The sequence below is a fragment of the Catonella sp. genome, assembly GCF_057250765.1.
Map to the genome: position 1 here is coordinate 35,349 of NZ_DBHIEC010000005.1, position 23,524 is coordinate 58,872.

At 39.9% G+C, this 23,524-nt stretch carries 23 protein-coding genes and 2 tRNA genes; 22 read left to right on the forward strand and 3 right to left on the reverse strand.

Annotation, left to right across the window (positions count from 1 at the left end; genetic code table 11):
* Nucleotides 1–10: 10 nt before the first annotated feature.
* Entirely contained in the window at nucleotides 11–1,012 is a 1,002-nt protein-coding gene (locus ACO6HM_RS03795; protein ID WP_485389844.1) for a hypothetical protein, read from the reverse strand.
* A 226-nt stretch (nucleotides 1,013–1,238) separates the two neighbouring features.
* Between ACO6HM_RS03795 and ACO6HM_RS03800 the strand changes: the two genes are divergently transcribed.
* The 3 genes from ACO6HM_RS03800 to ACO6HM_RS03810 are packed head-to-tail and all read left to right on the forward strand — an operon-like array spanning nucleotide 1,239 to nucleotide 4,736.
* A complete protein-coding gene (locus ACO6HM_RS03800) occupies nucleotides 1,239–3,011 on the forward strand; it encodes a glycerophosphoryl diester phosphodiesterase membrane domain-containing protein (RefSeq protein ID WP_485389845.1) in 1,773 nt (590 codons plus the stop codon).
* Between the two features lie 26 nt (nucleotides 3,012–3,037).
* Entirely contained in the window at nucleotides 3,038–3,484 is a 447-nt protein-coding gene (locus ACO6HM_RS03805) for a hypothetical protein (protein ID WP_485389846.1), read from the forward strand.
* Nucleotides 3,456–4,736: a right-handed parallel beta-helix repeat-containing protein gene (locus ACO6HM_RS03810; protein WP_485389847.1), complete on the forward strand. Its 1,281-nt coding sequence runs from the start codon at nucleotides 3,456–3,458 to the stop codon at nucleotides 4,734–4,736. Before ACO6HM_RS03805 ends, ACO6HM_RS03810 begins: the two co-directional genes overlap by 29 nt.
* A gap of 19 nt (nucleotides 4,737–4,755) precedes the next feature.
* Here the strand turns inward: ACO6HM_RS03810 and ACO6HM_RS03815 are convergent, their stop codons facing one another.
* On the reverse strand, nucleotides 4,756–5,874 hold the full coding sequence (locus ACO6HM_RS03815) for a type II toxin-antitoxin system HipA family toxin (RefSeq protein WP_485389848.1): 1,119 nt from the start codon (nucleotides 5,872–5,874) through the stop codon (nucleotides 4,756–4,758).
* Nucleotides 5,837–6,139, reverse strand: a complete 303-nt coding sequence (locus tag ACO6HM_RS03820) for a helix-turn-helix domain-containing protein (RefSeq protein ID WP_485389849.1) — start codon at nucleotides 6,137–6,139, stop codon at nucleotides 5,837–5,839. The genes ACO6HM_RS03815 and ACO6HM_RS03820 overlap by 38 nt, the downstream gene beginning before the upstream one ends.
* A 275-nt stretch (nucleotides 6,140–6,414) precedes the next feature.
* On the opposite strand from ACO6HM_RS03820, the gene ACO6HM_RS03825 reads away from it, so the two are divergent.
* From ACO6HM_RS03825 to ACO6HM_RS03915, 19 genes are all read left to right on the forward strand, one after another.
* Nucleotides 6,415–7,578: a diphosphate--fructose-6-phosphate 1-phosphotransferase gene (locus ACO6HM_RS03825; RefSeq protein WP_485389850.1), complete on the forward strand. Its 1,164-nt coding sequence runs from the start codon at nucleotides 6,415–6,417 to the stop codon at nucleotides 7,576–7,578.
* A 189-nt stretch (nucleotides 7,579–7,767) separates the two neighbouring features.
* Nucleotides 7,768–8,919, forward strand: coding sequence for a class II fructose-bisphosphate aldolase (locus ACO6HM_RS03830; protein ID WP_485389851.1), 1,152 nt, complete (start codon nucleotides 7,768–7,770; stop codon nucleotides 8,917–8,919).
* 9 nt (nucleotides 8,920–8,928) lie between these two features.
* Nucleotides 8,929–9,762 (forward strand): triose-phosphate isomerase family protein, encoded by an 834-nt coding sequence (locus ACO6HM_RS03835; protein WP_485389852.1) that lies wholly within the window; start codon nucleotides 8,929–8,931, stop codon nucleotides 9,760–9,762.
* A gap of 172 nt (nucleotides 9,763–9,934) precedes the next feature.
* On the forward strand, nucleotides 9,935–11,401 hold the full coding sequence (locus tag ACO6HM_RS03840) for a lactate racemase domain-containing protein (RefSeq protein ID WP_485389853.1): 1,467 nt from the start codon (nucleotides 9,935–9,937) through the stop codon (nucleotides 11,399–11,401).
* A gap of 285 nt (nucleotides 11,402–11,686) precedes the next feature.
* Nucleotides 11,687–12,730 (forward strand): LacI family DNA-binding transcriptional regulator, encoded by a 1,044-nt coding sequence (locus ACO6HM_RS03845; protein WP_485389854.1) that lies wholly within the window; start codon nucleotides 11,687–11,689, stop codon nucleotides 12,728–12,730.
* The gene (locus ACO6HM_RS03850; protein ID WP_485389855.1) at nucleotides 12,727–13,260 is read left to right on the forward strand and encodes an ECF transporter S component; all 534 of its coding nucleotides are present in this window, start codon (nucleotides 12,727–12,729) and stop codon (nucleotides 13,258–13,260) included. Before ACO6HM_RS03845 ends, ACO6HM_RS03850 begins: the two co-directional genes overlap by 4 nt.
* A 7-nt stretch (nucleotides 13,261–13,267) precedes the next feature.
* Nucleotides 13,268–13,840 (forward strand): uridine kinase family protein, encoded by a 573-nt coding sequence (locus ACO6HM_RS03855; RefSeq protein ID WP_485389856.1) that lies wholly within the window; start codon nucleotides 13,268–13,270, stop codon nucleotides 13,838–13,840.
* An 87-nt stretch (nucleotides 13,841–13,927) separates the two neighbouring features.
* Nucleotides 13,928–14,707 carry an ABC transporter permease gene (locus ACO6HM_RS03860; protein WP_485389857.1) on the forward strand — a complete coding sequence of 260 codons (780 nt, stop codon included), beginning with the start codon at nucleotides 13,928–13,930 and terminating at the stop codon, nucleotides 14,705–14,707.
* Nucleotides 14,683–15,486 (forward strand): ABC transporter ATP-binding protein, encoded by an 804-nt coding sequence (locus tag ACO6HM_RS03865; RefSeq protein ID WP_485389858.1) that lies wholly within the window; start codon nucleotides 14,683–14,685, stop codon nucleotides 15,484–15,486. Before ACO6HM_RS03860 ends, ACO6HM_RS03865 begins: the two co-directional genes overlap by 25 nt.
* 42 nt (nucleotides 15,487–15,528) lie before the next feature.
* The gene (locus ACO6HM_RS03870; RefSeq protein ID WP_485389859.1) at nucleotides 15,529–16,620 is read left to right on the forward strand and encodes an ABC transporter substrate-binding protein; all 1,092 of its coding nucleotides are present in this window, start codon (nucleotides 15,529–15,531) and stop codon (nucleotides 16,618–16,620) included.
* A gap of 75 nt (nucleotides 16,621–16,695) precedes the next feature.
* A complete protein-coding gene (locus ACO6HM_RS03875) occupies nucleotides 16,696–17,514 on the forward strand; it encodes a sugar phosphate isomerase family (protein WP_485389860.1) in 819 nt (272 codons plus the stop codon).
* An 8-nt stretch (nucleotides 17,515–17,522) separates the two neighbouring features.
* Complete coding sequence (gene nagA, locus ACO6HM_RS03880) at nucleotides 17,523–18,677, forward strand: N-acetylglucosamine-6-phosphate deacetylase (RefSeq protein ID WP_485389861.1); 1,155 nt, start codon at nucleotides 17,523–17,525, stop codon at nucleotides 18,675–18,677.
* Between the two features lie 27 nt (nucleotides 18,678–18,704).
* Nucleotides 18,705–20,198: a sensor histidine kinase gene (locus ACO6HM_RS03885; RefSeq protein ID WP_485389862.1), complete on the forward strand. Its 1,494-nt coding sequence runs from the start codon at nucleotides 18,705–18,707 to the stop codon at nucleotides 20,196–20,198.
* A gap of 53 nt (nucleotides 20,199–20,251) precedes the next feature.
* Nucleotides 20,252–20,926 (forward strand): response regulator, encoded by a 675-nt coding sequence (locus ACO6HM_RS03890; protein WP_485389863.1) that lies wholly within the window; start codon nucleotides 20,252–20,254, stop codon nucleotides 20,924–20,926.
* Nucleotides 20,927–21,042: 116 nt separating this feature from the next.
* Complete coding sequence (locus tag ACO6HM_RS03895; RefSeq protein WP_485389864.1) at nucleotides 21,043–21,825, forward strand: sulfite exporter TauE/SafE family protein; 783 nt, start codon at nucleotides 21,043–21,045, stop codon at nucleotides 21,823–21,825.
* Between the two features lie 97 nt (nucleotides 21,826–21,922).
* Nucleotides 21,923–22,007, forward strand: a tRNA-Leu gene (locus tag ACO6HM_RS03900).
* Between the two features lie 28 nt (nucleotides 22,008–22,035).
* A tRNA-Leu gene (locus tag ACO6HM_RS03905) sits at nucleotides 22,036–22,118 on the forward strand.
* 176 nt (nucleotides 22,119–22,294) lie between these two features.
* The gene (coaD, locus tag ACO6HM_RS03910; protein ID WP_485389865.1) at nucleotides 22,295–22,783 is read left to right on the forward strand and encodes a pantetheine-phosphate adenylyltransferase; all 489 of its coding nucleotides are present in this window, start codon (nucleotides 22,295–22,297) and stop codon (nucleotides 22,781–22,783) included.
* Nucleotides 22,784–22,854: 71 nt separating this feature from the next.
* Complete coding sequence (locus ACO6HM_RS03915) at nucleotides 22,855–23,469, forward strand: cytidylate kinase-like family protein (protein ID WP_485389866.1); 615 nt, start codon at nucleotides 22,855–22,857, stop codon at nucleotides 23,467–23,469.
* The last annotated feature ends 55 nt before the right edge of the window (nucleotides 23,470–23,524 follow it).

Sequence of the window (23,524 nt, forward strand, 5' to 3'; positions counted from 1 at the left end):
ATCATTTCTGCTAATTTTTGCCTGTAACTGTATGAGTTTTACCTGCCTCCACGGTTTTTTTGCCGGACGGGGTGGAGACTAAGAGGCTGGTACCTGTATTGTTTGTGACTGTTATAGGTGTCTTGTAGTCAAGGGTTGTTATTTTAGAGTCCTTAGCTCCGCTATTCACTACAAGAGTAGTGCGGGCATCAGCAAAAATAGTGATGCTTTTATCTGCCGTAACCTTTGTCTCTTCTGCAGAATCATTTATGGCAACTACATCTTTCTTTTTATTTTTACCGCTTATCTTAATATCTGACTTTGCAAGTACGTAGATATTGCTAGGTTCTTTTTTGCTATCTGATACAAAATCAAGTTTTGCAGGATTTTCAAGGAAGACAGTATGAACAATGGCTTTCTTTCCTGAAGATTTAAGGGATATTTTAGCATTGTCTTTTCGCGCATAGAGGTAAGACAACTGTCCTGCGACATCGATTTTCACAGCCTTAGAGCCTGTTATTATCACCGAATTAAGGGAACCGCCCTCGGATATCATAAGTGAAAGGCTGTCTCCCGCACTTTCAAGATTCTTACCGAAACTCCCTTTTGGTATAGTAAACTTAGCCTTTCCATTTACAATGATATCGCTTACTTTCTTATTTTTAAGAAGGCTTACAAGCAAAGACTGGGTAGTGGCATAGCCCTTATTATCTACCTTAACATTTGCTTTAAGAGTATATTTAAGCTTGTTCTTGTTGTAGACTTTGGCGTAAACAACAGTCTTTCCACTGGAATTTCCTTTTACAACCCCTTTTAATGACACAGTGGCTATTTTCTTGTTTCCTGCTGACCATTTAACAGTAAGTTTCTTATCAAGACCTTTTATTTTTAAGCTGTATCCCTGTTCTATGTGAAGATTTATGGATGATTTATTTAGTTTAGGTTTAGCAGCCTGCACCGGAGCGGTCCAAAGAAGTCCTGTCATCAAAAGCATTGCTATAGTTAATATGGAAAGTATACTTAATTTTTTCATAGTTCCTCCTTTTTGGTATATCTTAATTGTAGCATTAAAACGCGGGGACTACAATAACCTATGATATATTTGAATATATGATTTTACACATTTTTCCGACTTTTTAGAACAAAATCCCACATTTTTCCGACTTACCCTTGCCTCTTTACATTTCCCACCGTTTTCGTATAAAATTACATAAGAGTTTTAGCAGTATAACAACAAGGAAAAGGATGGTGGGTAAGACGTGAAGCTGGATATTAAAACAATAAGCAGAGAAGTAGTAAAAAATATATATCAAAATAAATTCGGATATTACACAAAGGCCGTCATATTGCAGCTTTTTATGGCAACTGTGGGGAGTTATTCACTGAGGTTCATATTCAAACTAATACTTATGAGTGCCGGACAGGACAATTTTACCACTAATAACGTGATATCTATACTCAGTGCACCGCTTAGTATACCCCTTTTATTTGTCTTTGTAATACTTTTAAGTATGCTTACCTTGTTTGAATTTTCTGTACTTACGCTGATGGTTTACAGTTCATACAAAAACGAAAAGATTCTTTGGAGGGATAGTCTTACAAAGGAATTTATAAAATGGAAGAACTTTAGCCCCAAGCAGTTATTTTTATTTGTTATATATTTTATACTGATGATACCTATGTCAAACCTCGGGCTAAGCTCTGCATTTTCGGAAAAATTCTTCATACCTTCATTTATCACTGAGGAACTAATGAAGATGAAGAACGGAGTGGTTGTATACATAGTTTTTCTTGTAATATGCGGATACATCAATATAAGGCTGATTTTTACCATCCCGCTCACGGTCATTAACAACCAGCCTTTTTCAACCAATATGAAAAAAAGTCTTGAAATTACCAAAAAGGGAAAGATTAGACTGCTGTTTATGTGGTTTAGGCTGGAAGCTGTCCTAGTCATAATCGGAGGCATTTTACTCTGGGTTAACACTTTGATATTTGAGCTTCTTGATTCATCTGGAAGAGAAATAGTATATAACAATGTATTTTATATTATTTCGCGTATCATTTTATTCTTTTTTATAATAGCATCTAAGCTGATTCTTATATCTTCGATAGTGAAGATAATAAGTGACAGGGGAGAAAAACTCTTTTTTAAGACAGCTCCGAGGGTGGATAATGAGATAAAAAGGCGTAAAAAGCTGGCGGCTATAACGAGCGTAATAATGATAATTATATTTGGGCATATGGGATACCAGATGTTTTCTACAGAGATAAATAAAAATGTGCTGATTATAGCACATAGAGGATATAGTAAGTTGGGAGTTGAGAACTCCCTGGAGTCTCTTGCGGGTGCTAAAAAGGTAGGCGCAGACTATGTAGAGCTTGATATACAGTTAACGAAGGATAATAAATTTGTGGTAATGCACGATTTCAACCTTAAAAGACTTGCAGGGGTTGATAAAAAGGTAAAAGATTTGACCTTTGACGAGATAGAAAAGCTTACCATAAGTCAGGGGGAGTTTAAGAGCCATATACCATCATTTGAGGAATTTGTTAACCGCGCAAAAGAGCTTAATATCAAGCTTTTGGTGGAATTAAAGCCTCACGGCGGGGAGCCTTACAACTACGCCGAACTTTTTATAAATGAAATGAAGAGGCTCGGTGTCGAGAAGACTTACAAAACTATGTCCGGAAATCTTGATATAATGGAGGAAATAGAAAAAAAAGATCCCGAAATAGAGACTGGTCACATTATTGCCCTGCAGTTTGGTAATTTCTCAGATGAAAAGGTAGACTTCTTTGTACTGGAAGACTTTTCATTTAATGACATATTAAGTGCTGACGCAAAGAAAAAAGGTAAGGACATCTTTGTCTGGACTATAGATGACAGTGAGAATATAGTAAAATATCTGCATAAGGATGTGGCCGGCATCATTACAGATTATCCTGATATGGTAAAGGAAGAGATAGAAAATGAAGAAGACAGCTATTTCGAGAAGTTGACAAGGCTGTTGTATCAAAACATAAAATAATTATGAAAGGTAAAATGGTGGGAAATTTGACTTTTAGAGACTTCGGAGTAGACGAAGAAGAAGTAAAAAAGATAATGGCAGAGCTAAGATTCGCTGTTAATCTGGGTCTGATAACGGATGATAGCTTACAAGGTGTAGAAAGCAGAAGGCTTGCTAAGGAGGCAGAAACCACTGCTGCATTAGGTGAAAACAAAATAGTCTATGGGCTAAGTTCATACTCCAGGCAGGCGTATTTAAGATATGAGCTTACAAGATTTAGGCTTGATTTTATAAGTGAGGACTCAGTTATCAACTATAAATATACTGATATATCTGAAAAAGATGCAATAGATTTTTATGAGAAAAACAGAGATTTATATACAAGAGCTAACGGCGAGAGCTTTGCATTTGAAGAGGTCAGGCTTATAGTAAAAAAGAAAATCAGAGAATTGGAGTATGAGAAAAATGTCAACTTATTATGTGAGCAGCTTTAATGGAAATGATGCAAATGACGGACTTAGTGAGAGTTCTGCATTTGGAAGCTTATTTAAGATAAATTCTCTTAAGCTTAAAGCTGGGGATAAGGTTTTGCTTGAAAAAGACTCGATATTTGAACATCAGTATCTCCATATAAGCGCCAGAGGAAGCAAAGAGAGCCCTATATTAGTATCTTCGTATGGTAGTGAAGGGAGTCTGCCTATTATAAAATGCGGCGGTTGTGGCATCTGGTATCAGGATTATGGAAGGGAGCTTGACTCAAAGGCTCATACTTTCAAGGGCTATGTGTCCTCTGCGGTTTTACTGTATGACTGCGAATATATTGAAGTTGAGGGACTTGAAATATGCAATAAGCCGGTTAATTTCTTTGGAGAGTCCTACAATCAGGCGGATAAGATGAATAGGACAGGGGTAGCTGTAATAGCGAAAAACTGCGGAACACTCCATGATATTTCCCTTAAAAACCTATATATTCACGATGTAGAGGGCAATGTCTATGACAAGCATATGAACAATGGCGGGATATATGCGACTGCACTTACACCTGATGATGAGCAGACTACAGGTGTAGCAAGATATGACGGCTTTGCGATAGAGGGCTGCACAGTGAGGAGGGTAAGCAGGTGGGGAATAGCTATGGGCTATACCTATGAGCATGATAAATTCCTTGGAGCTTATCTTGACGAAGAAGCGTTTAGGAAATACGGACACGAAAATGTTGTCATTAAGAATAATTATGTATCTGAGGCAGGTGGTGACGCCATCACTGTTATGTATGCACTAAGACCTCGCATAGAGCATAATACGGCGGACAGTGTAGCCACAGAGATGAATGACAGAGCTTATAAATATCCTGAAAAGAGAAGTGGCAAGGTGGCGGCGGGCATCTGGCCTTGGAAGTGTAAGGATGCCTTATTTAGATACAATGAGGTGACTGACACTAAGTTAAATCAGGACGGAATGGCCTATGACGCTGACTCGGGAGATGGAACGGTTTATGAGTATAACTACAGCAGGCTGAATGAGGGCGGCTGTGTTATGTTCTGCCTTGAGGAAGCAGTGAACAATATATTCAGGCACAATATAAGTGTAGACGATCTTGGCGGAACCATAAGCCCTGCCGGCAATCCCGATGCCTATATTGCGGAAAATGAGTTTTATGTAAGGGAAGGTACACCATTTTTAAGGAAAAATATGTCAGGTGGAAATTATGAGCTGGTTGATAATAAGATTGAGGTGATAAAGTAAGAATAAATGCCAGGGGAAGCTATAAATACTCCCCCAGCATCTCATTAACGACCTCCCTTATCTCATTAGCAGTCACCTTAGCATAACCGGTGCTGATTCCGATATTCTTAGCGACATTTATAAGATGCGTTATATCGGGGTTAGCGCCTTCTCCGTCTACTGTGGTAGCGTGTTCACCCCCAAGTGAATTGCTATAGGTTAGGTCGTAGGCGGGAGAAAGAATCCAGCGTTTTTCGTCTTCAAGGTAAATATACGAAAAATTCTTGGAGTGATCGTCCCTGTTGTGAGCAAAAACATTGAAGCACATAAGCCTGTATAGCTTTTTACATTCACTTATATCCTTAGTCAGTTCCAATGTAAGCCTCATAAGGAGGTTATAATCCAAATTAGGCAGTCTGTGCGATGTTTCAAGAAGTCCGGACACAGATATCATATGTCTTTTGTATGGCGGAGTTTGAAGCCTGTCGAATCTTTCCACTCCAAAATACCCCGAGCATAGCCTTGAAGGAAAAAGCCTTGTTTCAGGCATTTCTATACCACACGCCTTCGCACAAAGAGAGTAATCATATTCAAGTTTACCTATATTTTTATTATCTTCTTTAGAATGAAATTTTATGATGTAATCTACACCCTCTATAGTAGTAAGAATCTTTGGCCTGGCGCCTCCTGAAGAACCTCCCAGAATAAAAAGTTCATCCAGCTCAGACGAATATTTAGTATTCAACAAATTGTTGCATTCTATGCAAATCTCATCCAAATCAAGGTTTATCACATTATTTTCCATATCTGCAACAGGCTTGTAGCTTAATGCACCCATACCTGAATCGCCTACAATAGAAAGCCTTTCAAGGTTGCCGAGGTTAGCAGGGGTTATTTTATTTCTCAGCATAAGCCTGTCAACTAATAGTCTTCCCCAGCCATCAGGAAGGCTGTCATTAAATACTCCGAAAAGCCCGTCAAAAGGCTCTATCTTAGGTATGAATAAGTCTTCTTTTAGAGGGAGAGAAAATGGACTTATTGAAAATCCTGTCTCAAGCCATTCTTTAGAGTATTGGAAGGCGGCAAAATAATCCTTGTACAGGGCGAGTGTTCCAACCTCTCTATCGCCGTAGTTTACCTTCAAGCTTTGTATTTTCATCTATTAACTCCTGAATTGATTTATATGGTACTTCGCTAAACAAATTATTAAGCTCTTCCTCCACTTCAAGAGCTATGGAAAGTTTTATAAGTGATGTTAGCGAAATTTCGCCTGTATGTTCAAACCGCTTAAGAGAGCCAAGACTTACGCCTGACTTTGTTGCAAGCTTTGCCTGTGAGAGTTTTCGTCTCTTTCGTATACTGATGAGGTTATGTGCTATATTGTTTGCAATCTCAGGAGGAGTTTTCTGTGTTAAATTAATCATAGCTAATATATTATCCGAATTAGGCTTAAATGTCAATAACTGGATAATATATTAGCTATTATTATATCTGAGACATGAGTTCTGCAAGCATTTGAAATTCTATGATAACGATTGCATAAATTTTTATGGAAAATGTTTGCGTAGATGCTATTATAATAGTAAAGTTACTTAAAATTGTTCTTTTAAAGGACTATTATAGCTTTGATTTTTAGGAATCTTGCAAAAATATTTGTAGCTGGGTCATTTGTATATTTATATAAAAACAGGAGAAACTTATGGCAGATAATCTAATAGTTATACATGGAGGAGGGCCGACTGCGGTGATAAATTCCTCCCTCTATGGGGTCTTAAAATTTGCAAAGAAGGATGAGAGAGTAGGTAAAATCTATGCTGCAAAAAACGGTACAGGCGGACTCTTAAAAGAAGAACTGATAGACCTTAGCGATGTAGCTGATGAAAAGCTTGAACTACTCAAACAGACTCCGGGCACAGCTATCGGGACATCTAGAGATCCTCTTAAAAAAGAGGATTATGAAAAGATGGTGGATATCCTTGTCAAATACGGCATAAAGTATGTGCTCTTTAACGGTGGAAACGGCACCATGGATACCTGTGGCAAACTTTGTGAGACTTGTAGGGAGATGGGAAAGGATATATTTGTGATGGGCATACCAAAGACTATGGACAATGACCTTGCAATTACAGACCATAGTCCGGGCTTTGGAAGTGCAGCCAGATACATAGCAACAAGCGTAAGGGAACTATGCTTCGATGTAGAAAGCCTGCCTATCCATGTGGTGGTAGTTGAAGCATCCGGCAGGAATGCAGGATGGATAACCGCAGCAAGTGCTCTTGCTGATAGAGAAGGTAGATATGCACCAGACTTGATATATTTGCCTGAAGTTCCATTTTCAGAAGAAAGATTTCTTGAAGATGTGCGAGAGAAGCTTAAAACCAAGAAGGGTATAGTGGTTGTTGTCAGTGAAGGACTTAGCGATAAAGCGGGAAAACCTATAGTTAAACCTATATTTCAGGTTGGCAGGGCGACTTACTTCGGAGACATAAGCTCACACCTTGCAAATCTTGTGATTAAGGAGCTTGGCTACAAGGCAAGAGGTGAGAAACCGGGGCTTCTTGGCAGGGCGTCAATTACCTTGCAAAGTGAGATAGATGTCGAAGAAGCCATACTTGTAGGCAGTGAAGCTGTAAAGGCTGTACTTAACGGAGAAAGCGGCAAGATGATAGCCTTATCAAGAAATGAAGGAAATGAGTACGGAGTTCATACTACAGCAGTAGATATAAAAGATGTAATGATGTTTGAAAAGAAGCTTCCCGAGAATTTTATAAATGAATCTAAAAACGGAGTGACCGAGGATTTTATAAAGTGGTGTGAGCCTTTGGTCGGGGAAATAGGGAATGAAATGGTGAGTTTTAAGTAGTTCATAATGTGTAAATATATGATAGCAGAGCAAGTTGAGATTACGTAAGAGTGCAAATATAAAATGCTATACTGAAAGATATGAAAAAAAGAATTGGAAAAGTAGTCAAAGAAGTAACTAATAAAGTACATTTTAACGGTATATATAAAGTTTTAAATTAATAAAGAAATGAAATAATGAGGTGAGAATATGTTAGTAAATATGAGGGATGTACTAAAGGCAGCAGATGACAATTTATACGGACAGGGTGCATTTAATGCCAATTCCGTAGCACAGATAAAGGCTCTTGTCGAGATACACGAAGAGCTTAGAAGTCCTGCCATTATTCAGGGAGCAAACCTTGCCAATGGCTTTATGGGTGGCTGTATTGATTTTACTAAATGTACGCTTGAAGATAAGAAAAAAGGTGCTAAGAACATAGGGGATGCGGTTAGAAAATACGCTGAAAACAGCAAGGTACCAGTAGTACTTCACCTTGATCACGGCAATGACTTTGATGCCTGCAAGGCTGCCATAGACGGTGGCTACACAAGTGTTATGATAGATGGCAGCAGTCTCCCTTATGAGAAAAATGTGGAACTTACCAGAGAGGTGGTAAAGTATGCCCACGAAAGAGGAGTGTCTGTTGAAGGCGAGCTTGGAGTACTTGCAGGGGTAGAGGATGATGTATTCAGCGAAAAGAGCAGCTATACCAATCCTTTGCAGGCTTTGGACTTCTTTAAGAAGACAGGGGTGGATGCCCTCGCTATTAGCTATGGAACCATGCATGGCCCTAACAAGGGTAAGAATGCCGTGATTAGGAAGGAGATTGCAATCGCTATAAAGGAGATAATGAGGCACGAGGGAGTTGACGGCTTCCTTGTAAGCCACGGCTCCTCAACTGTTCCTCAGTACATAGTTAAGGAGATAAACGAGCTTGGCGGCGACATTACCAATGCCTACGGAATAGATGTAAATCAGCTTGTTGAGGTAACAAGAAGCGGCATTAACAAGGTGAATGTAGATACAGATATTAGGCTTGCTACCACAAGGAATATGAGGGAGTTGTTTAAGAACAAGCCTGAGCTTAAAAATGTGCAGTTTTGTGATGAGATATTTAAACTCCTTGAAGCAAACCCTAAGGTATCAGACCCTAGAGCCTACTTACACCCTATAATGGATACACTTATGTACGGGCATATTCCAAATGAAGGCGTGGCTGAGATAGTAAGAGAAGTAGAGCTCGCAGTCAAGGAAACTGTCGGAACTCTGATTGTAAAGTTTGGCAGCGTTGGTAAAATGCCCCTTGTATTGCCTCATACACTTGATGAAATGGCTGATTACTACAAGAGTAGAAAGTAAGGAGGAAGGATGAAAAAGTATTTATATCTTAACTTAAAAAGATTTGACGTACTGAGAGAATTTGGCGGTGTTAATGGGGACTTAGACCTTAAAAACTGGTCTGTTAACATCATCAAAAAGATAACAGAGCCATTAAAGGAGATTAAGGCTAAGTCAGATGTCGAATTTGTAATGTATCTCCCTGAGCTTCATTTATTTAATGCATTAGAAGCTGCTGATGAAACTATATCTGTCGGCTGTCAGGGTATCTTCTATGAAAATGTGAGCAAGGGAGGCAACTTTGGAGCATTTACAACTCACAGGGTAGCTGCGGCAATGAAGCAGATAGGGATAAAGGATGTGATTATAGGCCATTTTGAAGAGAGAAAAGATAAGAACAATCTCTTATCAATGGCGGGGACTGAGGACAAGGCTTTGGTAAATAGGATATTAAACAAAGAGCTTGCCCTTGCGATAGAGTCAGGCATAACTCCTTTATACTGCATTGGAGAGAGCCTTGAGGAGAGGCAGACTTCCTGGAAAGAAGTTCTTAAACTACAGATAGAAGAGGGCTTAAGGGGAATTGACTTATCAAAGGTTAAAATTGCCTATGAGCCGCTTTGGGCGATAGGACCGGGTAAAACTCCTGCAACTGCTAAGGAAATAAAAGAAGTGGTTGATTTTATCAAGTCAATTGTTGATGTACCTGTACTTTACGGAGGCGGCCTTAAGAGTGATAATGCTGCTTCCATTTCACAGATAGAAGGAGTGGATGGAGGCCTCATAGCACTAACCAGATTTACTGGGGATATAGGTTTTTATCCTGAGGAATATTTGGAGATAATTAGGCTGTATTTAGCTTAATATACTAGTAACATATATTCGTGCAGGCATACTTGAACAGAATCTTATAATTTTGATACCTATATCACAAGCTTGAATGGTGTTTATAAGAGCAGATAAATATTTGTTTGCTGTTACATAAAAGTTTGGAGTGTTAAAAGATCTTATATAAACAAAATATTCGGAGGTAAACATGAACTTAAATTTTGAGTATGGACATGGTTTCATGAAGGCGGAATTGCCTGATAATACTGATATATTTATACCGGGGGAGACAGTTGCGGATCCACCTCATATACCGGAGGAGCTCCTTGTGGAGAAGACCCTGTATTCTATCAGGAATCCTATAGGAATGGAACCTATAAGCAAGCAGGTTAAGGCAGGAAGTAAGGTTACCATCATCTTCCCTGACAGGGTTAAGGGTGGAGAGCAGCCTACATCTCACAGAAAAATCTCCATAAAGCTAATCTTACAGGAGCTCTACGCTGCAGGGGTGAAGAAAGAGGACATCCTCCTTATCTGCTCAAACGGACTTCATAGGAAAAATACTGAAAAAGAAATAAGAGGGGTATTAGGAGATGAGCTCTTCTTTGAATTCATTCATACAGGCCAGATAATAAACCACGACAGTGAGGACTACGAGCATCTTGTAGACCTTGGCAAGACTCCTCAGGGCGACCCTGTCATTATGAACAAATATGTCTACGATGCTGACTTTGCAGTGCTTATAGGCCATACTCAGGGCAACCCTTATGGTGGATATTCAGGAGGATACAAGCATTGTGCAACAGGTATTACACATTGGCGTTCAATAGCAAGCCACCATGTGCCAAAGGTGATGCACAGAGAAGACTTTGTGCCTGTTAACAACAGCTCCGCTATGCGCCATAAGTTTGATGAAATAGGCTCATATATGGAAAAATGCATGGGCAAGAAATTCTTCTGCTGTGATGCTGTCCTTGATACCAAGTCAAGGCAGATAGAGATAAACTCAGGCAGTGCTGACGGAGTTCAGGAAAAGGCCTGGGTAATGGGAAATCAGAGAACCTATGTGCCATTTGCAGAGAAAAAATACGATGTAATAGTCTTCGGTATGCCACAGTTCTTCCACTACGGAGACGGCATGGGTACCAATCCTATCATGCTTATGCAGGCGCTCTCTGCTCAGGTTATCCGCCACAAGAGGATAATGAGTGATAACTGTGTCTTCATCTGCTCCAGCACCTGCAACGGATATTTCAACGAAAGGCTTTGGCCTTATCTTCCTGAACTCTTCGAGCTTTTTAAGGAAGAGGGAAATACCTTGGTTGACCTAAACAGATATGGAGAGTATTTTGCGACAAATGAGGAATATATCAGAAAGTACCGATATGCAAACGCTTTCCATCCTTTCCATGGCTTTAGCATGATATCCTGTGGACATTTGGCTGAAAAACATACATCAGCAATCTACCTTGTAGGAGCTGAGAAGCCGGGATATGCAAGGGCTATGGGCTTAAAAACCAGGGAGACTTTTGAAGAGGCACTTAAGGATGCAAGACTTAAATATCTTCCAAAGGAGCCTAACATCCTTGCCCTCCCAAGAACCTTTACCACTGCGGCAGTCCACCTTATGATGAAGGACGATGTGATGCCTGTAGCTGATAGATATTTAAAATAATTTGTGATTGAAGTATCGGAGGTATAACAATTTTGCGTTACGAATTTGCAAAAGAATTTATTCTATTTTGATAGGCAAAATGTGAATATCGCTTGTTTTTAATAATAAGCTGATTACGTATATCTGACAGAAATTGGGATAAGAACGCTAGAAATCAGGATGTAAGTGAGTTTTGACATCCTGATTTTTTACTTCAGTTAATGCAATCGTTTGCCTAAATTTGTGTATTAATTTGCCTAAATTTATGGTACAATATCCTTACCTTATAAGGCAAAGGGGAAAAGCATGGAAAAGAATACAACCCTTAAAGATATAGCTGACAAGCTTGGAATATCAGTATCAACCGTTTCAAGAGTAATAAATGGCAATTCGATAAAGGCAGCGAACAAAAAGCTTCAGGATGAAATCTGGAGGACTGCCAAAGAGTTAAACTATGTTCCCAATACCGCAGCTCAGCTTCTAAAGAGGAGCAGAGAGACAGATAGGGATAGTCTTAGAACGATAGCCTGTGTATTTGCAAGGGCTGACACAGACCAAAGTGATCCGTTTTTTTCGGAAATATCCAGGGCACTTGAGACTGAACTTCTAAGACAGGGCTTCATTATGAAGTATTCCATTTACAATAAGGGACTACCACAGGTGGTACTTGAGACCTTTCTTAAGACTGAGAGGGTGGATGGAGTTATCATACTTGGAAGACCTGATAAGAAGATAATTGAGTTAGTATGTAAGTACAACAAATATGTAGTCTATGTAGGACTTAACAAGATAGATGGAGACATAGACCAGGTTATCTGTGACGGCTATGAAGCGGGAATGGCTGCATTGAAGCACTTACAAAAGGCAGGGATAAGAAAAATATTTTATCTTGGTGAGACAAAAAGTGAAGCAAGGTATAAGGCATTTAAGGACTTTATGAGGCAGCATGGACTGGCAAAGGAGCCTGCTGACTATACTATAGAATCACCTTTTAGACTTCAGGCTGCCTACGATAAGATGAAGCACTTCTTAAAGAAGGGGGAGCTTCCCGAAGGAATGTTTTGTGGTAATGACCTGGCAGCGCTAGGTGCGCTGAAGGCTCTGATTGAAGAAGGAATCAAGGTGCCAAAAGACATATCGGTTATAGGGATTGATGATATTGCGATGGCAGGCTTTTCAACCCCAATGCTCACTACAGTAAGCATACCGAAAGAACAGCTCGGTAAAAAGGCGGCTAAGTTCATAGTGGACAGGATACTTAATGGAAATGACATTAATGTAATAATGATGATTCCCTTCAAGCTAATTGTGAGGGAGTCAACTAAAAAAGTAAAAGAGGTAAAAAGATGATTAAGAACAAAAAAGTAGTTTTAACAGCATTATTTATAGCACTTGGACTGACCTTGCCTATGATAACCGCCAATGTACCAATGATAGGCAATATGCTGCTTCCAATGCATTTCCCTATTATTATCTGCGGTCTTATCTGTGGGGCGGGCTATGGTGCTCTGGCAGGAGTGATAACACCACTGTTAAGAAGCTTTATCTTCGGCATGCCTCCTCTTTTTCCGATTGCGACAGCTATGGCCTTTGAACTTGCTGCTTATGGGGCAGTTGCAGGACTTGTATATGTGGTTATTCAAAAGAGCAAAGGTTCGGTTTACCCTGCCCTGATTATATCAATGTTATCAGGAAGGGCAGTATGGGGAGTTGTAACCTTCATCCTCTTTAGAATGATGGGCAAGACACTTACACTCCAAATGTTCATTGCAGGAGCATTTACAAATGCGGTACCGGGAATAGTAGGACAGTTAATCATCATCCCTGCGCTTATGTATTATCTTGCAAAGCACAGGGCTGCATCAGTAGAAACTATATAGGTATGAAATGAAATATTCTTATGATGAAATTAAGAATCTTGTAGAAAAATATATGCAGGATGAAGATGAAAGCTCTGTTTTAATTGCGATTGACGGTAATTGTGCCGCAGGCAAGACAACGCTTGCGGCAAGGCTACAAAGCGACCTTGGAGGCAATGTGTTTCATATGGATGACTATTATCTGCAAAGCTTCCAAAGGACAAAGGAGAGGCTAAGAGAAACAGGCGGTAATGTAGACTATGAAAGATTTAAAAAAGAGGTGATTGAGCCTCTTAAAAAGGGTGAAGCAGTAGGGGTGTATGCCTGCATTCACCCTGATTTCGTTTTAGAATACAGGAAAACTCTCGAATTTAAGAGGTTTAACATCATAGAAGGCTCCTATTCCTGTCATCCCTATTTTAACTCTCCCTACAAGCTGCAAATATTCGTAGAGGCTGATTATGAGCTACAGATTGAAAGGATTAGAAAGAGAAATGGGGAGGTAATGCTTCAAAGATTTATAAATGAATGGATACCCAAGGAAAATGAATATTTCAGAAAAATGAAGATAAAGGAGAATTGTTTACAGATAAAGGTGTAGAAAGAAAAAGGATGATAAAAAATCATACTTATAATCAGACAAGCACAGTGGTACAATAGCCTTAACTTGATGAAGGGAGATGGTTACATGAAGAAAAAAAGTAAACTCTCTGTAATCCCTAAACAGTTATGGCTATTGTTTTCTTTTTTGGCAGCGATGGTGGTGTGGTACCTCTTATCTATCAATCCACAGACTGCAAGAAGTTTTCCAAATGTAGTCTTAACTGTAGAATCTGTAAAAACAATGATTGGCAGGGGAGTTTTCTTTACAGACATTAGTAGCAGTTTGATATCGGTAAGTGTGGGATTTTTGCTTGGCTTTGTATTGTCCTTACCTACCGCTATACTTATGGCTTGGTATGCACCGGTAAGAAATATTATAGAGCCTTGGATACAGTTTATCAGAAATATCCCACCTCTTGCTTATGTTCCTCTTGTAGTTATTTCAGCGGGGGTAGGCAGGAGACCTCAGATTATAGTAATTACTATTGCGACCTTTCTTATAATGACGGTTACTATATATCAGGGTGTTGTAAATGTGGATGAAACCCTTATAAAGGCTGCCAGGGTACTTGGCGCAACGGACAAGGATATATTCTTTAGAGTTATTGCCCCTGCGACTCTGCCTTTTATAATAACAGCCATAAGACTTGGAAGCTCAACAGCTCTAACCACGCTGATTGCGGCAGAATCAACAGGAGCGGTTGCAGGACTGGGTATGAGAATCCGCTCGCTAAACAACAGCTTTGAGTCAGCACCTATGCTTATGTATATCATTATTATCGGTATCATCGGTATGTTGGTAGAAAAGCTGGTTAAGTTCTTAGAGAGGAGGTTTACATCATGGCAGGAGAAGAGAGAAGTGTAAGCGGGAATGTAAAGCTTCAGATAAACAAGCTAAGAAAGGTATTTAACACAAGAAACGGTGAGATGGTAGCCTTAAACGGAGTTGACCTGGATATAAGGGAAAATGAATTCATCTGTGTTGTAGGACCATCAGGCTGTGGTAAGTCTACCTTGCTCAATATTATTGCAGGACTGTCAGAGCCTACCTCAGGAGAGGTCTACTGTGACGGCAAGCTTGTCAAGGGAACAGGTACTGAAAGAGGAGTTGTATTTCAACAATATGCCCTATTTCCTTGGCTTACAGTAAAAAAGAATGTAATGTTCGGACTTGAACTTGAGGGGATTAAGGGAAAAGAAGCTGAAGAGAGAGCCATGAAATACATCAAAATGGTCCAGCTGGAAGAGTTTGCTGACCATTATCCTAAGGAGCTTTCAGGTGGTATGAAGCAGAGAGTTGCAATTGCCAGAGCCTATGCGGTGAATCCGTCTATTTTGCTTATGGATGAGCCTTTTGGAGCCCTTGATGCACAGACCAGAACCCAGCTTCAGCAGGAGCTTTTGGAGACCTGGGAGAAGGAGAGAAAGACCTGTTTTTTTATCACACATGACGTAGATGAAGCTATCATCCTTGCTCAAAGGGTTATCATAATGAGTGCAAGACCGGGAAGAATCAAGGAGATAGTTGAGATAGACATTCCTTATCCAAGGGATCAGGAAACCAAGATGTCACCTAGATTTTTGGAACTTAAGAACCATATTTGGAGCCAGGTATACAAGGAATATCTGGAAGTAAAGAAGTAAAACCTGCGTGCAGGATATTTACAATATAAGGAGGAGAAAGATATGAAGAAAAGAATAATGGGACTGGCACTTTGTGCTACACTTCTTGCGAGTGCCTTAGTAGGTTGTGGAGGCAATACCACAAAGACTACATCAGACACAAAGGCAAGCACAGCAAGTACCTCACAGGCTGCAAGCACAGCTTCAACCAAGTCAGAGACTAAGAGCGAAACTCCTGCAAGCACAAAGCCTGAGGCAGTTACCCTCAATGTGGCGTATATGCCTAACTATGGAAGCCTCTGGGCAATTGAAAATGCCATTGCACAGGGCTATCTGGAGGAAGAGGGAATTACAGTTAACCTGACTGAGTTCCAGGATGGACCTACAATTATAGCGGCTATGGAATCTGGAAGCATTGATATCGGATACATTGGACAGGGTGCTCATAAGCTTTGTATCAACGGAAAGGCTTCAATATTTGCACTTTCACACATTTCAAACGGTGACGCTGTTATCGGCGGAAAGGATATCAAGAAGATAGCAGACCTTAAGGGAAAGAAGGTTGCTTATTCCTCAGGGACTTCAAGCGAGGATATCTTACTTAAGACTCTTGCTAAAGAAGGAATGAAGCTTGCAGATGTAGAGGCAGTAGATATGGATGCGTCAGCAATAGTAACAGCTATGCTTTCAGGTGGTGTAGATGCCTGTGCAACCTGGTCTCCAAATACACTTAAGATATTTGATGAGATGAAGGATGCAACGAAGCTATCAGACAACCTCACCTTTAAGGATACTACAGTTTCACTTGCAAGCTGGATTGTAATGCCTAACTTTGCTAAAGAGAAGAAGGATGTACTTGTTAGATTTACAAGGGCATTATTTAAGGCTATGGATTATGCGGCAAAAGACCATCAGGAAGAGACAGCAGAGCTTATAGCCAAGCGTATTGCAAGTGATAAGGATACAGTATATGCTCAAAGAGGCGATGCTGACTGGCTTACAGGCAAAGAGGTGGCAGCAGGTGCAGCGGATGGAACTGTTGAGAAGTACTATGAACTTCAGAAAAAGGACTTTATTGCGGCAGGTGCAGTAGAAGGAGATCCTGCAGTTAAAGACTATGTATTATTTGATGTAATGATTGAAGCAGGTAAGTAAACGCTATATTATATGGCTGTCGGAAGCGGGAGGATGCTTGCTTCTGACAGCTTTATCAGGTTTAAAGGAGGGAATATGAGACACGACTACTATAATTATTCAAAGGAAGAGCTGCTTAAGAATCCCAAGATAGAGCTTATTCCTATGGAGGACGGTGAGAAGGTATTTCAGTCAATGGCTGAGGAAATGGTGGCTGAGATAGAAAAAAACAATGAAACGGGAGAAAATACTGTATTTATCTGCCCTGTGGGTCCTGTCGGACAGTATAAATACTTTGTAGAGGCAGTGAATATAGGAAAGATAAGCCTTAAAAATGTATGGTTCATAAATATGGACGAATACCTTACAGATGAAAAGGAATGGATAGGTAAGGAGGATCCTCTTAGCTTTAGGGGATTTATGTACAGCGAAGTATATGATAGAATAGATAAAGACTTAGTAATGCCTGAAAACCAGAGAGTATTTCCAGATCCAAGAAGGCTTAATTATATCCCTGAGCTCATTGCTGAGCTTGGCGGTGTGGATATCTGCTTTGGAGGAATTGGTATCAATGGTCATGTGGCATTTAATGAGCCAGAGGAGAGTTTTAGTGAAGAGGGATTTAGAAGTCTTCAGACAAGAGTGCTTGAGATAAAGCCTGAAACCAGGGCAATTAATGCAGTAGGTGCTCTAAACGGCGCTATTGAAGATATGCCAAAGTACTGTATAACCATTGGCTTTAAGGAAATATCAGAGTCTAAGAAAATAAGGCTTGGCTGCTTTAGAGACTGGCACAGAGCGGTGGTAAGAAGGGCTGCCTATGGAGAGATGACTACAGAGTTCCCAGTGAGCCTATTACAGTCACACAATGATATAAATATCAAATTTCCGAGGTTGGTAGCGGAGATAAAATAGGAGAAGATATGAGAAATACATTTATTAAAGGAGCAGAAGTATATATTGACAAGGCATTTACAAGGAAAACTATAGAGATAGAAGGTTCTAAAATAAAGATACATGAGGAGGATTACGCCCTTCCAAGTGATGCAGTTGAAGTAAACGGTGAAGGGAAAAAGCTTGTACCCGGCTTCATAGACATTCATACTCATGGAGGAGTGGGAGTTGATGTAAACTCTGCTACAGCAGATGAACTTGAAAAAATAGGAGAGTTTTTTGCTTCAAACGGCACTACTTCCTGGCTTTGCTCTATACTTACAGACACTAAAGAACAGACAGAGTGGTGCATAGAGCAGTTTAATGAATACCAAAAATCAGAAAGAAGTGGTTCAAATTTGGTAGGAATCCATCTTGAAGGACCGTTTCTTGCAAAAGAGTACAAGGGAGCCATGCCCGAGTACCTCCTTAGAAAGTTTGACATAGATTTACTTAGGGAATATCAGGAGAAATCAGGAGGAAATGTCCGCTATCTAACAGTTGCCCCTGAGGTTGACGGAATAGCGGGTGGAGTAAGAGAGATAACAAAGCTAGGTATAGCTGTTTCCTTGGGACACTCAGGTGCAGACTATGAAACAACGATGAAGGCTATTGAAAATGGAGCCACTGCCTGCACCCATACCTTTAATGCCATGAAGCTTTTACATCAGCATTTTCCAAGCATCATGGGAGCTGTACTTGAGACGGATGTATACTGTGAGGCCATTTGTGATGGCAGACACCTTCATCCTGGAGTAGTAAGGCTTCTTATCAAGGTTAAGGGGCTTGACAGGGTGGTAGCAGTTACAGACTCAATTATGGCAGCAGGTCTGCCTGATGGAAAGTATAAGTTAGGTGTAAATGATGTGGTTGTGGAAGACGGAGATGCAAAGCTTGCTGAGAATGGAGTAAGGGCAGGAAGTACGCTTACTCAGAATGTAGCCCTTCTCAATTTACTTAAATTTACAGGCAGGCCTCTTGAAGAGATTTTACCTATACTTACGGAAAATCCTGCAAAGCTTGTAGGCATATATGACAGAAAAGGCTCTATAGCTGACGGAAAGGATGCTGACCTGGTTTTACTTGATGAAGATGCCAAGATATCAGAGGTCTTTGTTATGGGAAAGAAGCAGGAGAGAAAGTAAGAACGGGATTTGGATTAGGAGAGAAAGATGCTTATTATACTGACTATTTTTTTGGTTATATCAACTGTAATCATGGTATTTCTAAAAAAGAACAGGGAGATGCTATTACTTTTAGGACTATGCATCTGCCTGATGATGGAAATAGCCGGAGTTATGATATACATAGCCAAAAAGGGCGGTATATCCTACAATGTAATGCAGTTTTTCTATTTTACCGATGCCCTAAGGGATAAATTCAGATATTTATACATCAGCCTCGGGCAGCTGGGATTTCTGATTACATTGGGACGTCTTTTCTTTCCTTATTTTTTGCTAAACCTTGCCCTAAGCTACTCTATGATTGAAGCAATAAGACGAAATAACAGGCTGAAGACAATTACCCTGATTCTGCCGGTACTAACAACTGTTTTATATTATCCAAGTATCTACCACAAACTGGTAGATACAAGAGAAAGCTGGCAGATATATATAGCTGAGGGGAGCATGATATGGATAGTAGCCTATCTCATCATAGCCACAGTTTTGCTTATGGTAGAGTATGCTTCTATAACGATAAAGCTTTGCAAGGTACAGTTTAGGAAGATTATTATAAGCCTCCTTGCTCTTACAGGTATCTATTTGCTCTATTGTAGGCAGGATCCCGGTCAGGTATACAAGTTTTACAGCTCTCCCTTTGCCTGGAACAAGGGAATAGGATATCTCCAGGGCAACCCTACGCTTATTAGCTATATTACACTTATTACGGTAAGTGTGGTGTGCTGTGTAATGGGCTTTTACAGCCTATTTAGCTTCACCAGTGACAACTATACCGAGAGTAAAGACGATGCTATCATAAGGAGGAAGTTTGACACTGCAAGAATCGGTGCTTCCATGTTTGTGCACAGTATGAAGAACCAGATTCTCTCAAACAAGGTAATATATAAAAGAATATCGAATTTGTTTGAACATGAGCCCCCAGACATGGTAAAATTAAAGGAGTATATATCTGCCCTTGAAAATGCTAATACCAATATGTTAAACAGAATGGAAGAGCTGTACAGACATGTAAAGGCTAATGAAATATACATGGTACCGGTTTCCATGGAAGAAGTGGTAGAATCGGCTATTAGCAGGTTTCATGAAAAATATCCGGATGTAAAGGTGGATGAGACATTTAGTGAAGAAATGCAGATACTGGCGGACAAGTCCCATCTATCAGAGGCTGTCTGCAATATAATTGCAAACGGCTATGAATCAATGCTTGAGGCAGGAACGGATAAAACCAAGGACATTGAGATTAAGTGCTACAATGAAAGGCTCTACAGTGTGATTGAGATAAAAGACTATGGTAAGGGAATGAACAAGAAGCTAAAGAAAAAGGCTTTTGATCCATTTTTCTCAAGTAAGAATTCCAATTATAACTGGGGTATGGGGCTTTATTATGTAAGGGAAATAGTGAAAAGCCACCTTGGCCAAATCAATATAGAAAGTGTGGAAGGAAGGGGAAGCAGCTTCTATATAATGCTGCCAAGGTACAAATGATGTGGGTGTCAAAAGTATTTGATGCCTATGATAGATTGACAGGTGAATAAGAATTGGAAAGAAAAATAAGAGTTTTAATTGCGGATGATTTCGTGTATTTGAGAGAAGATTTGACAGAGCTGATAAATAAACAGGAAGACATGGAAGTGGTGGGAACTGCCGCAAGTGGAAGTGAAATCATTGAACTTGCGGAAAATACAGACCATGATATTGTGCTTATGGATATTGAAATGGAGCAGACTAATGCCGGAATACTTGCAGCTGAAGCCATCAGAGATGACAATCCCGACTCGATGATTATCTTTCTTACAGCGCACGAAACCAAGGAAATGATACTTACGGCTATGGGGGCAGGAGCAGTTGACTATGTTGTAAAGGGACTTGAAGATGAGGTCCTTTTAACCCATATAAGAAGTGCCTACGAGGGCAACCCTATTATGCAAAGCAGGGTTAGGGATACTGTCATGCAGGAATATGAGAGGCTTCAAAAAAGCGAGAGAAGCCTGCTCTTTTTTATCCACTGTATATCAAACCTTACAGGAGCTGAAAGGGAATTGGTTAAGCTATTGCTTCAAGGGTGTAAGGTCTCTGAGATTGCTGATATAAGAAAGGTTGAAAACAGTACAGTTAAGACGCAGATTAAAAGCCTGCTTAGGAAGTTTGGCTGTGCCAGAAGCAAGGAAGTGGTAAGCCTTATTGAGGAGCTTAAGATAGGGCATCTGTTTTAATAATATAAGTGTTTGAAGTATAAAATCTGATTGTGGCATATTTTCAGAGGATTTATCATCTTTTTAAGTGGCAGCGGTTTTATAATACAAGTGTAGAATAATTGGGGAAAATAGCAATGGAAATTTTGTTTTTTGTAGTTTGTTTTTTGGCATCAATAGTTGGGGCAATCTGTGGAATAGGCGGAGGTGTTATTATTAAGCCTCTTCTTGATGCGCTTCAATTCCTTGATGTGAGTCAGATAAGCTTTTTATCAGGTTGTACGGTTTTGTCTATGTCAACTTACTCTGTGATTAAATCTAAGCTTAGTGGTAAAAAAGAGGTTGATATAGCGATGGTTTTACCTGTGGGTGTGGGCGGTGCTATAGGAGGAATAGTAGGCAAATGGCTGTTTTCATTTATAAAAAGCCTTAGCGACAACCCCAACAAGGTGGGAGTGGTACAGGCTGCCTGCCTTCTCATAGTAACTGTATTTACTCTGGTTTACACAGTATTTAAGGATAGGATAACTACTAAGAAGCTAATAGGTCTTCCTATCCTCATACTTGTGGGCTTACTCCTTGGTATCATGTCATCCTTCCTTGGCATTGGCGGTGGGCCTATCAATCTGGTGGTTTTATTTTACCTCTTTTCCATGACTACAAAGGAGGCTGTAATTACCTCTCTTTACATCATCTTCATATCCCAGATAGCAAGCCTCGCTACATCTATCATTACCAATACAGTACCGGAATTTCCTGTAAAGGTATTGGTTGTTATGGTGGCTGGCGGCATCCTTGGCGGAGTTGTAGGAAGAATAGTGAATAAGAAGATTGCAGATAAGACCGTAGACAAGCTCTTTATAGGACTTATGGCTGTGATGATAGCTATAAATATTTATAATATTATTAGCCTTGTATGAGAGAGGGGGAAAATAAAAATTTTAAAAACCTCTTGCAATATACTTAAAAACATGTTATACTAGCTTTCGTTCGATTGAGAAAATTGAATAAAGAAATGCGGAAGTGTTGAAATTGGTAGACAAGCAAGACTAAGGATCTTGTGGCTATTGCAGTCGTGTGGGTTCAAGTCCCATCTTCCGCACTATTTTTTTGCCCATACCGGTTTATCTGCGGATGTGGCGGAACGGTAGACGCGCTAGATTCAGGTTCTAGTGAGAGCAATCTTGTGTGAGTTCAAATCTCATCATCCGCACTAATCAAAAACTGTTGCAATAAGGGTTAACTTAGGTTATCTTTATTGTAACGGTTTTTTTTATTTATGATACGAGTGTAGGAAGTATAGAATTCGATGAAAGATTACGGTAAAAAGTTTATCACGCATCTGATTTGTGCGGTGTGAACTGTATTCTTATTTTAGAGGAGGACAATATGGTAAAGGCGGTTTATCCCGGCAGTTTTGACCCGGTAACAAACGGGCATATAGATGTAATCACCAGGGCAGCGGCTATAGTTGATGAGGTCATTATAGGGGTGCTTGTAAACAAGAAAAAGTCTCCTTTTTTTACTATGGAAGAAAGATTTGAGATGCTTAAAAAGGCGGTAGCAGATATACCGAATGTGACTGTAAAAACTTTTGAGGGCACCACCGTAGACTTTGCAAAGGCAAATAATGCAAGAATAATAGTAAGAGGCTTAAGGGCAGTTACAGATTATGAAAATGAAATGCAGATAGCACAGACAAACAGACAGATATGTGAGGAGATTGAGACGCTTTTTCTTATAACCTCACTTGAGTATGCATTTTTAAGCTCTACTATAGTAAAAGAAATCGCTTCCTTTGGGAAGGATGTATCTAACTGGGTACCTAAGGTGGTTGAAGATAAGCTAAAAGAAAAGTTTGGCACAAGCTTATTGTAAAAGAGTCGTAAAAGAAGTATACTGTAGGTAATAATAAAGGCAGGTTAACTAACGCAAAAAGGAGGAAGGTTATGAACAAAGTAATAACTATAAGCAGACAGTATGCAAGCGGAGGACGCGAAGTTGCGGAGAAGTTAGCTAAGGAGTATGGTATTCCGTTTTACGACAGGGCTCTTATAGCCAAAGCGGCGAAGGAAAGCGGATTTGCAGAAGCAGCCTTTGACAATGTAGAGATGAAGGCTACCAACAGCCTCCTCTATTCCATAGCAATGGGTATGAATGCTTACGGAAGTCCTGATTTGGGCTACACACATCTATCTCTTGACGACAGGATATACATAGCACAGTCTGATATTATAAGAAAGGTGGCTGATGAAGGGCCTTGTATCATAGTGGGACGCTGTGCCGACTATGTACTTAGAGAGAGAAAAGATACAGTTAATATTTTCATCTGGTCTTCTATGCCGTTTAGAATCAAGAGAGCAATCGAAAGAGACGGAGTCGAGCCGGATAAGGCAGAAGAGACAATAACCAGGATGGATAAGCGCAGGGCAAACTACTACAACTACCACGCTATCGAGAAGTGGGGCGTAGTTACCAATTATCATTTATCAATTCAGAATGATTTTAGAGGTGTGGACAAGACAGTTGAGGTTATCAAGCAGTTTATCAACAACCTTGACTAACATAATTTTACAGGTGATTTAAAAAAGGGGTTTCTCTAGTTGCATTAGGAGCCCC